This window comes from Psychrobacter sp. CX21, assembly GCF_057396255.1.
Map to the genome: position 1 here is coordinate 91117 of NZ_JBXYJG010000006.1, position 11377 is coordinate 102493.

The 11377-nt window shown below is 40.1% G+C and carries 8 protein-coding genes; 4 read left to right on the plus strand and 4 right to left on the minus strand.

Going from position 1 to position 11377, the window contains the following annotated elements; genetic code table 11:
* The first annotated feature begins 92 nt into the window (after positions 1–92).
* Positions 93–941, plus strand: a complete 849-nt coding sequence (locus AC2SLP_RS05370) for a DUF2382 domain-containing protein (RefSeq protein WP_486535611.1) — start codon at positions 93–95, stop codon at positions 939–941.
* 255 nt (positions 942–1196) lie between these two features.
* Positions 1197–1838 (plus strand): YsnF/AvaK domain-containing protein, encoded by a 642-nt coding sequence (locus AC2SLP_RS05375; RefSeq protein ID WP_486535612.1) that lies wholly within the window; start codon positions 1197–1199, stop codon positions 1836–1838.
* 353 nt (positions 1839–2191) lie between these two features.
* Here the strand turns inward: AC2SLP_RS05375 and AC2SLP_RS05380 are convergent, their stop codons facing one another.
* Positions 2192–2566: a hypothetical protein gene (locus tag AC2SLP_RS05380; RefSeq protein WP_486535613.1), complete on the minus strand. Its 375-nt coding sequence runs from the start codon at positions 2564–2566 to the stop codon at positions 2192–2194.
* A gap of 361 nt (positions 2567–2927) precedes the next feature.
* Entirely contained in the window at positions 2928–5717 is a 2790-nt protein-coding gene (secA, locus tag AC2SLP_RS05385; RefSeq protein ID WP_486535614.1) for a preprotein translocase subunit SecA, read from the minus strand.
* A gap of 444 nt (positions 5718–6161) precedes the next feature.
* Between secA and mutS the strand changes: the two genes are divergently transcribed.
* The gene (gene mutS, locus AC2SLP_RS05390) at positions 6162–9356 is read left to right on the plus strand and encodes a DNA mismatch repair protein MutS (RefSeq protein WP_486535615.1); all 3195 of its coding nucleotides are present in this window, start codon (positions 6162–6164) and stop codon (positions 9354–9356) included.
* A 229-nt stretch (positions 9357–9585) separates the two neighbouring features.
* The gene (gene fdxA / locus AC2SLP_RS05395) at positions 9586–9909 is read left to right on the plus strand and encodes a ferredoxin FdxA (RefSeq protein WP_486535616.1); all 324 of its coding nucleotides are present in this window, start codon (positions 9586–9588) and stop codon (positions 9907–9909) included.
* Between the two features lie 203 nt (positions 9910–10112).
* Here fdxA and AC2SLP_RS05400 read toward each other — a convergent pair whose 3' ends face one another.
* Both AC2SLP_RS05400 and AC2SLP_RS05405 read right to left on the minus strand, forming a co-directional pair.
* Positions 10113–10481, minus strand: coding sequence for a prepilin-type N-terminal cleavage/methylation domain-containing protein (locus AC2SLP_RS05400; protein WP_486535617.1), 369 nt, complete (start codon positions 10479–10481; stop codon positions 10113–10115).
* A gap of 300 nt (positions 10482–10781) precedes the next feature.
* Complete coding sequence (locus AC2SLP_RS05405; RefSeq protein ID WP_486535618.1) at positions 10782–11279, minus strand: type IV pilin protein; 498 nt, start codon at positions 11277–11279, stop codon at positions 10782–10784.
* Between the last annotated feature and the right edge of the window lie 98 nt (positions 11280–11377).

Genomic DNA, 11377 nt, shown 5'->3' on the forward strand with positions numbered 1-11377 from the left:
AAATTTACAATAACCAATAAATTTGAGAATTTTTTACTCGACTTAATTTTAGATTTTTAGTTTTAAATTCACAATAATATAAGGATAAAATAATGAGTAACTTATTCCGTTTAAATGACATTCAAAGCACTAGTAATGATCTATTAGGTGATGACTATTATGATCCAACTGGTAAAACAGCTTATGGTGTAAACGAAGAAAAGATTGGTAAAGTTGATGGTGCATTAGTAGAAGAAGCTACTGGTCGTATCCGCTACTTAATCGTAGATGCTGGTGGTTGGTTTAGCTCTAAGCAAGTATTAGTACCAGCTGGTCTAGCTCGTATTACAGGTGATGATGTGTTCTTTGACAACTTAACTAAATCACAAGTTGAAGCAATGGATGTTTATGATCCTGATTATCAGTATAGTTATGAAGAGCAAGTTAACAAAGATCGTCAAGCATTTGTAGCAGACACTGTACCTGCTGAAGAACGTCTAGATTTTAAAGAAGATTATTATGATGCACCTAATACACTAGAGCTTCTTGAAGAACGTTTAACAGTAAATAAAGATCGTATTGTTGCAGGTTTAGTGAGCGTGGGCAAACACGTTGTATCTGAAGATCGTAAAGTAGAGGTTGAGCTTGAAGAAGAGCATGCACATATTGAGCGTACCGATGTAAACCGTCCTACAGATCGTAGAATTGGTGATGACGCTGGTGCGGACTCTATTCAAGTTGAACTTGAAGCAGAACGTGCTCGTGTAAATAAAGAAACATATGTTACTGAAGAAGTAAATGTTGGCAAAACTACTGAACGTCATACAGAAACAATACACGAAACCATCAAGCGTGAAGAGTTAGATATCGACCGTGATGGTAATGTTGTTGACCGTGAAGGCAACATTGTAAATCGTGATGATATCACTGCTGATGATGTACGTGCAGCTCGCGGTCTATAATAGGTTATTGACCTTAATTTATCAAGGTTAACTCAGCGGTTATGAGTTAAGCACGAAAAAGCCAGAGTTCACGCTCTGGCTTTTTTATTATCTAACATTATTTAGCCTCTTTATTGAATATCTAATGTTATGAATTTATATGTGACCTTATTACGGTTTATTTTAAATTAATTTCTATCAATATTTACAAGCCATTTCCCTTAAATTCTAACTTATAGCATGCGCATATTAAAATATTAACTTAAGGAAATTTTAATGAATAGCCAGAATTCAAACGACAGTACCCTTCATAACCAAACCTCTATTACCCCTAATCCAAATGATACAGATATCGATGCTACTAATCACTTAACAACGGATAATACCTTGACAAATACTAATACAGATAAGCTAAAAGATAATAATCCTAAATTGGTAGGCAATTTAGAGCTTTTAGAAGAACGTGCAGAAGTTAGTAAAGAGCGTCTAAACATTGGTAAGGTCATTGTAAGTAAGCAAACCCGTACTAAGACTGTTCAGGTCCCAATCGAACTTACCGAAGAAGTATTAATTGTTGAAGCGCATTATACGGATGATGAAAGCAGATCTAAGTTAGCTCACTCAGTTAATGAAGAAGATATAATTCGTTATTTAGAGCCGAGCTTAGAGCATTCGCCACATATTACGGTAGATGGTAGACAGTTAGACATTGGTAATGAACCTATCGAAATCGTCTTATCTCGCGAAGTTGCGACCGTTGAAAAACATACCTATGCGGTTCAAAATGTAGATATTAAAAAGACGGTACACAAGCATACGGACGAATTTAATGTAGAGTTAAAACATGAAGAGTTGGATGTCCACGAAGAAGGCTATTTAGAAGAAAACTATGTTAATGATAACGGTTTTAATCGCTAGTTCTTTATATAGTCGGCGAACTTATAAAGAGTCACGGTGTTAACCTCGTTAAGCCTACCTTAGTAGTACTTGCACTCGGTTGCCTTGTGACTACTTTAAAGTTCTTTGACTATAGCTAATCGTAAATAGTTAATTACTAACTTCCAATTCTCTAGTAATGTTAGAACATAAAAAAAGGTTCTTATACATAACTGATAAGAACCTTTTGTTTTAACTAGGGCGTGTACCTATTTGGTTGGTAAGGCTAAAAATGAGATAGGTTTTCCTAGTCACAGTAAATTTTGCAGAGAATATAGCCATTTTTGACCATCAATCTTATGAGTACCAATTAGGGACACGCCCTAATAACTTATTTATTCAGCAGGTACGTTTTGAGTAGGCGCATTCTCTTCAAGCACAGTCCCTTCTGCTGGACCAATTTGAGAGTCAGTTACTGGTGCGTTGGCAATAGCATCTATACTACTGCTATCTTGTATAGGAGAGGTTGAAGGATCGATGTCTGCATTATCCTCGACACCTTCATACTCAGGCTGTTCTTCTAAGTTCTCAATATCATCTGCTACAATGGCTGAATCACTATTTTCAGCAGGTTCAGCTGACATTGGGGCATCCGTATTGACTTCTGGTTCTGGTGTCTCTTCTGCCTGCTTCTGACACGCCGTTAACCCCAGTAATACAGTTAATGAAGAGGTTAACAATAACGTTTTTATAGTTTGATTGGTTTTCATTCTATATTTTCCTAAAAGTTGATTAATGACATTGAATAAATAAGTATAGGGTCTAACAGTCTTTCAAGGTTTAATAAAAGGTTGCTTTTTTACAAGTTAATTTTTTAAAGACAATAGGGTCTGTTGAGCCATGCTATCTATTATCTTTACTACTAAGTATAGCCTCTACTGATAATTAAAACCTCAAATGCTAACTATGGCCTCTACTTTAGTATGCTACTAATAATTTAATAAAGCCACAGTTATTAAAACAGTTATTAAAGATATATAATACTTAGGCTATTCTATTTTAAGCAATAGTCTTTTGTTCAGTAAATTATTTAGTAAATTATTTAGTATGCTGCCACAGTAAATACTCTCACTAAATCTTACCATGACACTGTTTATACTTTAATCCAGAACCGCAAGGGCATGGAGCATTACGGCTAATATTAAGATTTGCGTATTCACCACCTTCATTAGCACCCGATGCAGGATTTGATCCTGATTGAACACTGGCAGTGACGTTTTGCGTATTCTGATTCTGTGAATTTGGCTGAGGCGCATTTTCTCTTTCACCCGTTAAACTATTGATCTCCGCATGTTCAAACATCATCTTCTGTCGCTCAGCTTGCGCTAAACGCTCAGCTTCCATAGCTTCTAGCTCTTCTTTGGTCGGAATATGAACACGAGATAAATCTTGAACCGTATCTGATTTAATAGCACCTAACATCATTTGGAACAAATCAAAAGATTCACGTTTATATTCTTGTTCTGGATTTTTTTGAGCATAGCCGCGTAGATGAATCCCTTTACGTAGCTGATCCATTTGCGTTAAGTGCTCTTTCCAGTGGCGATCTAAGCTCTGTAGCATAAAGTGGCGCTCAAGCTGCGCCGCATTTTCAGGAGACATTTGTTCGCGGCGATAACGATATCGATCGATAGCGGTTTGAATGATTTTTTCGCGCAGACCCTCTTCATCTAGACGGCGATCTTCATCTAGCCAGTCGTTAATAGGAATATAGTATTTGAATTCGCTTTCAAGCTCATCTTCAAGACCATCGATATTCCACTGATCATCAATAGATCCAGGGGGTATGAATTGGCTTATGAGCGCATCATAAACATCACGGTGCATCTCTTCAATCGCGTCTTTTAAGTCCGCTTCTGCTAGTAAATCATCACGCTGAGAGTAGATAACCTTACGTTGCTCATTTGCGACATCGTCATACTTAAGCAAGCTTTTACGTGCATCAAAGTCACGACTCTCAACCTTACCTTGAGCATTCTCAATGGAGCGCGATACCATTTTGTGCTCAATGGCTTCATCTTCTTTTAGACCCATAGCGCGCATCATATTGACCACACGATCGCCTGCGAAGATACGCATTAAGTCGTCTTCTAAAGATAAAAAGAAACGGGATTGTCCAGGGTCACCTTGACGGCCTGCACGGCCTCGTAACTGGTTATCAATGCGTCGAGACTCATGACGCTCAGAGCCTATAATGTGTAATCCGCCTGCAGCAATGACTTCATCATGCTTTTTCTGCCACGCATCTTTAAGGCGTTTCATCTCCTCAGGACTCACGTTCTCAGGATCAATAATATAAGCCTGCCAGTTACCACCCAAGATGATATCCGTACCACGGCCCGCCATGTTAGTCGCGATGGTTACCGCTCTAGGACTACCCGCCTGCGCAATAATTTCAGCTTCACGCTCATGCTGCTTGGCATTAAGTACGTTATGTTTGATACCTTCTTGATCCATCAAATAAGACAGCTCTTCACTGGCCTCAATCGTTGCCGTACCAACAAGTACCGGAGCGCCTTTGGCCTGAATCTCTTTGATCTCTCGGATAATACCTTTGTATTTGCCTAATTTTGATAAGAATATCTGATCGTCCAAATCAATACGGGCGATAGGCATATGTGTTGGAATAACCACCACATCCATATCATATGTAGATTTAAATTCTGCCGCTTCGGTATCGGCGGTACCGGTCATGCCTGATAACTTATCATACAGACGGAAATAGTTTTGGAAAGTAGTAGTCGCAAGCGTTTGGTTCTCAGCTTGAATCTCAACGCCCTCTTTGGCCTCTACTGCTTGATGCAGACCATCGGACCAGCGGCGTCCAGGCATGGTACGGCCAGTATTTTCATCAACAATAACAACTTCGCCGTCATCGACAATGTAATGCACGTTTTTTACAAATATATGGTGCGCACGAATTGCCGCTTGTACGTGTGCCAATAATGGCAAACGTGTTGGGCTATATAAACTTTCGTTTTCGCCAAGCTCTCCGACTTCGACTAAAAACGATTCAATCTTCTCATAGCCTTTTTCACTGATTTCAATCGAACGGTTCTTTTCATCAATCCAAAAGTCGCCGTCTTCGTTATTTTTGTTGGCTTCTTCATCGGTAGAACGAATCAGACGAGGGATAATTTGATTAATTAATGCGTAAGTTGCCGAAGAGTCTTCTGCTTGGCCTGAGATAATAAGCGGGGTACGCGCTTCATCAATTAAGATTGAGTCAATCTCATCGATAATACAAAAGTTTAGCGCACGCTGTTTTTTCTCCGCTAAACTAAATACCATATTGTCACGTAGGTAATCAAACCCATATTCGTTGTTGGTACCGTACGTAATATCTGCTTGATACGCATCTACTTTTTCCTGGGGCGGCTGCTGAGAGTAAATCACGCCCACGGTCAATCCCAAAAAGTTAAACAAGGGACGGTTTAAGTCCGCATCACGCGCGGCCAAGTAATCGTTCACAGTAACAACGTGCACCCCTTTGCCGCTTAATGCATTTAGGTACATGGCTAAGGTCGCCATTAGGGTTTTACCCTCACCCGTACGCATCTCCGCAATCTTACCCTCATGCAAGGTAATACCACCGATAATCTGCACATCGTAGTGACGCATACCTAGCACACGCATCGAGGCTTCACGGCACACCGCAAAGGCTTCGGGTAATAAAGAATCTAAGCTTGCGCCCTCATCGAAACGGCGTTTAAATTCTGCCGTTTTTTCTCGAAGCTGCTCATCTGAGAGCGATGACACGTTAGATTCTTGATCGTTCACCTTAGCGACTATCTGGCGCATGCGTTTGAGTTCGCGATCGTTTTTGGTACCAATAACGCTTCCGATTATTTTTGACAACATATTATAAAAGACCTACATTCGACATAGTCGAGCATATTAAACTGCCGACCTAAAAAAATTTTTATTTATTATATATGGTAACAGCATCGATAGATACAAGGGTATATGTTTACTCAGACACAATATTATGAATAATTTTACAATTAGAGGCTGTCGATAAAACATCTACTGCTAAAATAGGGGTTTAGCTACAATACTTGATATAATATATCATCATAGCGTTTTTAAAATCATCTCGCATTTAAGTACATTTAACATTTAAGTACATTTAACATTTAAGTACATTTAACATTTAAGTACATAGCGTTTTAAAGAACATTATGTTTTCAAGAACCTTGCATCTGTCAACACGCTTAATGCTGCCATTTAATGCTATAGTTTAATGCTATGGTTAATTGATGTTCACCCGCTCCACTATACTCTGCACAATTAATAAGTCTTATTATGTCAAAAACGCTACACAATACTCATATTATCAATATAGCTGGTACTGAGTACGACCTGAACAACCACACCCCAATGATGGTTCAGTATTTAACCCTAAAAGCACAGTATCCTCAGGCATTATTGCTATATCGTATGGGCGATTTTTATGAATTATTTTTTGAAGATGCCGAGCGTGCTGCCAATATATTGGACATTACCTTAACACGGCGTGGCAATGACAAAGCGGGTAACAACATTGCGATGGCAGGCGTACCTTTTCATGCAGCAGAAAGCTACATGGCAAGACTGATAGCTGCTGGTGAAACTGTGGTTATTTGTGAACAAGTCGACGACAATGAGCCAAATGATGAGTTATTAGAGAACGAAAAGTCTGGTGACAATAAAGCGTCTGGCGCCTCGGAGGCCTCTAACAAACAAAATGAAAAAGAAACTAAGCCTGCCGGCAAGGGCATCATGCGCCGTGAAGTGGTCAAGACCCTTACGGCAGGTACGCTAACCGATGATGCGCTTATTGCGCCAAATCATACCCCTAGTGTCGTCGCCATTGATCTATATCATCCTAAAGCTGCAAACAAACAGTCGAAACTGGCTGCAGGAATCAGTCAGCTAGATATCAATGCTGGCACCATCCGTACGCAAACGCTCGTTGTTAATTCGGACGCCTCAAACCCAGTCCCTGACACATCCTTAGCCACTGACTCAGACTCAGCTAAGGCCGATGACGTTCAGAACCTTGAGTACGAGACGCTTGATTATGAAGCTTTAATCAAACAGCGCCTGCTTACTGTATTAAATCGCTTTGAACCCAGCGAGGTTATCATTCCCGAAACGATGTCAGATGACTGGCGTCACTGGCTACAAGATACGCTTTATTGCCCAGTCATTAGTGTGGCGGCAAGCGACTTTAACCCTGAGCACGCAGACGATACGTTGTGCCGTCAATTTAAGGTTCAAACCTTAGAGGGCGTGGGTATCGCTGATAGCCCGTTGTCTCAAACCAGTAGTGCGGCGCTCATTCACTATGCACAGCAAACTCAGCAGCGCCATACCCCGCAAGTGACCGAGCTTATTATCGAGAGGGATGAAGACTATTTAATTATCGATGATATAAGCAGTCGTAACTTAGAATTATTTGAATCCGTGAGCAGTACGGGCACTAGCCTATTAAAGGTGGTCAATAAATGCCCCACACCTATGGGCAGGCGTCTATTATCCAATCAGCTTAAGCGCCCGCTTCGTTTAGCACAGGCACATAGTACGCTGAGCAACCGATTAGACGCGGTGCAGTGGTTTACCAATCAGCCTACGCTATCAGCCTTAACCGCTCTACAAGAGACTTTACAAAACATCGCTGATATTGAGCGTATTAGCAGTCGTATAGGACTACGTAGCGCCAAACCCCGCGATTTACGCCGATTGGCGCAAAGTATTCGCTATAGTCACCAATTGGCGAACCAACTTATTGAGCTTGGGTTAGAGCCGCAAGGCTTTGGTTTGCTGCCGCTATTGGCTGCACACTTACCTAATGTTCATGTAACCCATACTGCCCATACCGAGCTTGAAGACATTGCAGATTTGATAGAACGTGCCATTGTTGAGGCGCCTCCTGCACATATTAGAGAGGGCGGGATGATTGCCTCAGGATATGATGAGGACTTCGATCGGCTGGTCAGTTTGCATGACAATATTCAAGACACTTTAGACGATATGGCAGCGCAAGCACGTGACGCGTACAACTTACCTAGCTTAAAAGTTGGATTTAATAAAGTAAGCGGCTTTTATTTTGAATTACCAAAAGGTCAAGCTGCGCAGGCGCCTGAACAATTCATACGTCGTCAAACCTTAAAAAATAGCGAGCGCTTTATCACCGAACCGCTCAAAAACCTTGAGGTTGAGTATTTAGATGCCCAGACCAACGCTTTAGCTCGTGAAAAAGCCCTATATCAAAAGCTATTGCATGATTTAAGCGAGCAGCTACATCATCTTCAGCGTCTTAGTGCTGCCATTGCCCAAATAGATGTGCTGCTGAACTGGGCTGTATTGGCAAAAGACAATCACTGGGTGCGTCCAAAGCTCGATGCTCAAAAGAGCTATATCGATATCCAGCAAGGGCGTCACTTGGTCGTTGAGGCCATGAGTAAACCCAACTCTACTGGCAGTACAAGCGCTATCGTCAATGCACCGCAGCACTTTGTGGCAAACGATTGCGAAATGGGAACCTCGCCGCACGCTGAGCGATTACTTTTGATTACCGGACCGAACATGGGCGGTAAATCCACTTATATGCGCCAAACTGCTTTGATTGTATTGCTGGCATGTTGTGGCAGCTTTGTGCCTGCAACTAGCGCCACTATAGGTGATATCGACCGAATATTTACCCGAATTGGATCGGCTGATGATTTAGCGGGTGGTAAGTCGACTTTTATGGTGGAGATGATTGAAACGGCACAAATATTAAACCTAGCAACAGATCGCTCGTTGGTCCTCATGGATGAGGTTGGTCGCGGCACCTCTACCACAGATGGACTGGCAATTGCACATGCATGTGCAATTGAGCTTTGTGACATGGGTAGCCTAACCTTATTTGCTACGCACTATTTTGAGTTGACCCAATTAGTCAATCAAGAAGCATTAAATCAAAAAATTCGTAATGTACACGTCGCAGCTAGTGAGGTCGATGGTCAATTATTACTATTACACCGTATACAAGACGGCGCAGCAAGCTCAAGCTTTGGGTTGCATGTTGCCAAGATGGCAGGTATTCCGAATACGGTGTTAGAAGCGGCTGAGCAATATCTTGTCGAGCAGAGCCAGCATCTTGAGCAATCGGCTAATTCGCCAAACCTATGTAGTGGTGGTAGTGACGGCATTAAGCGTGGCGACACTGAGCTTAACTCTCATGCTAAATTAGATAAAGCTTATGCAAATGAAGCTAATAACAGTAATGAGAATCCTAACTTTGATGTCAATGAACACGTTGATTCGTTTTCAAATACAATAGAATCGCTAAATAAGACGGACAATAAAGCTGATAAAGCGACTAACCATGAGACTGCCCCGCCCCTTTTAAATGCAAAGGCTAAAGCATTACTTAATACTCTAAATGATATTGAGCCCGATGAGCTGTCGCCTAAACAAGCACTGGATTTAATATATAAGTTGAAACAAGATGTAAAAGCGGATTTATCATAATTTGTGAAATAGTGCGTTACAAGGTAAAATAGCGACCTAATTATATTTTAGTAGATATCTGATAGTAGATATTAGTAGATATCTGGTATTCACTTCTTCCAACTCATCTTGATAGTTAGCCCATTTAGCCAAATATCCTTTTTGTTACGTCATTAATGCATATGACAACAGGGCATGCCAAAGTGGTCGTTTGATTCTATCAAGATACAATATACAAAGGTAGCTCGCTATGACATTTGTTGTCACTGATAACTGCATTCGCTGCAAATACACCGATTGTGTTGAAGTCTGCCCTGTAGACTGTTTTTATGAAGGGCCGAACTTTTTGGTCATTCATCCTGACGAATGTATTGACTGCGCCCTGTGTGAGCCTGAATGCCCAGCAAATGCTATTTTTTCTGAAGATGAAGTGCCTAAGGGTCAAGAAGAATTTATTGAAATTAATGCAGAGCTTGCAGACGAATGGCCTAATATTACCGAAATGAAAGACCAATTACCTGACGCTGAAAAGTGGGATGGTGTAGAAGGTAAGATCCAGTATCTAGAGCGGTAATAATTTACTAGCAGTGTTTAAAGCGTAGCGTTAAATTAAAAAAGCGACCTAAATGGTCGCTTTTTATATCGTTAAAACTTAATATTCAAGAATTTAATATATATTTATAGTTTAAAGTATATATTGAAATAACACCTTAACCATTATTGGGTCCCATTTGATTAGGTATTCGAATCATCTAATCATTTGGGACTTACGACGACTTAATCTTCTAATTTACAGTTACCACTTTCAGCACTACATATCGTTTTACGTAACTTATCTTCACTACCCCGTTGTGGTGGAGTGAATGTAATATCATCCTTAAAATCATCAAAAGTTGGGGTATCACTCTTTAAGCTAGCAATATCTACATCCTTGCATGCAGAATTTTTATATTGACTTAGATCATTACCTGTTGCTTTATCAGCAATAGAAATACCTACATATGAGCGAGCTTCAGCTAAACATGCAGTATTAGCAGAACGTTGTGTATAATCTTGATACGCAGGTAAAGCAATCAATGCCAAAATCGCAATAATTGCAATTACAGTCATTAGTTCGATTAACGTAAAACCTTTTTGGTTTTGCATAGTGTTTCCTTTGAGTAATATTAATAGATAGTTTAATACCAACTACCTAGATTTGATATATACATTTAACTAGCTATAAATATAGCTCAATTGATATATAGAGTTTTAGAAAATAAGCTTAAACTTAATAATAAATTTAAACCTACTTGAGAGTATTTTAATACAAAAATAACAAGTTTACAAAATTAAATATAAAAATAACGTTCAGTAATATTCATACAATTATTTCGATGAATATTTGGCTTCAATATCAAGCGGTTATGAAACAGAAATACAGTTATATTTTCGAAATTTTATTTATCACCAAGTCGATGCGCCGTTATCATCACAAGATTTACCCGCTGCATAGAGTTGAGTAACGTTTAAATTGCTACTTGAAACCAAAGCACATTCACCGCCGAGACTATCGGCATAATAAATCGGTGAGTGTTTTACCAATTGATCATTTGGATTGGGCGTTGCCAGTATTTGCCATTCTTGACTACTGGCTGTATAAACGACTCTATATTTATAGTCTGATGGACTACTGTCCTTAGGTAGATACAAGTTGCCATCAGCGTTCACCGTCTCACGTGGCTCAAATCCTGCGTAACTTAACCGCTTTGCCTTCCATCTTGAGAGTTGATCAGAGATAAACATGATCTGCTGACGTGCTTGATACTCAACATTATTTCGCACATATTTTCGATAACTGGGTATGGCAATGCTCATTATAATCGTCAATATAGCCACAACGATCATAAGCTCAACAAGCGTAAAGCCAAACTCTCTTGAGGTACGTTTGTTGTAAGCACTCATAATTTATATCCCATCTCTAGTTAAAGAAGTCTAAAATGGTTACAAGGCAACCGAGTGCAATTACTACTCATATAGGCGTAAAGGTAACGCCGTAACCG

Excerpts from the sequence above, each read along its gene's own strand:
- AC2SLP_RS05370 (WP_486535611.1), top strand. The coding sequence starts at position 93 with ATGAGTAACTTATTCCGTTTAAATGACATTCAAAGCACTAGTAATGAT.
- AC2SLP_RS05375 (WP_486535612.1), top strand. The coding sequence starts at position 1,197 with ATGAATAGCCAGAATTCAAACGACAGTACCCTTCATAACCAAACCTCT.
- AC2SLP_RS05380 (WP_486535613.1), bottom strand. The coding sequence starts at position 2,566 with ATGAAAACCAATCAAACTATAAAAACGTTATTGTTAACCTCTTCATTA.
- secA (WP_486535614.1), bottom strand. The coding sequence starts at position 5,717 with ATGTTGTCAAAAATAATCGGAAGCGTTATTGGTACCAAAAACGATCGC.
- mutS (WP_486535615.1), top strand. The coding sequence starts at position 6,162 with ATGTCAAAAACGCTACACAATACTCATATTATCAATATAGCTGGTACT.
- fdxA (WP_486535616.1), top strand. The coding sequence starts at position 9,586 with ATGACATTTGTTGTCACTGATAACTGCATTCGCTGCAAATACACCGAT.
- AC2SLP_RS05400 (WP_486535617.1), bottom strand. The coding sequence starts at position 10,481 with ATGCAAAACCAAAAAGGTTTTACGTTAATCGAACTAATGACTGTAATT.
- AC2SLP_RS05405 (WP_486535618.1), bottom strand. The coding sequence starts at position 11,279 with ATGAGTGCTTACAACAAACGTACCTCAAGAGAGTTTGGCTTTACGCTT.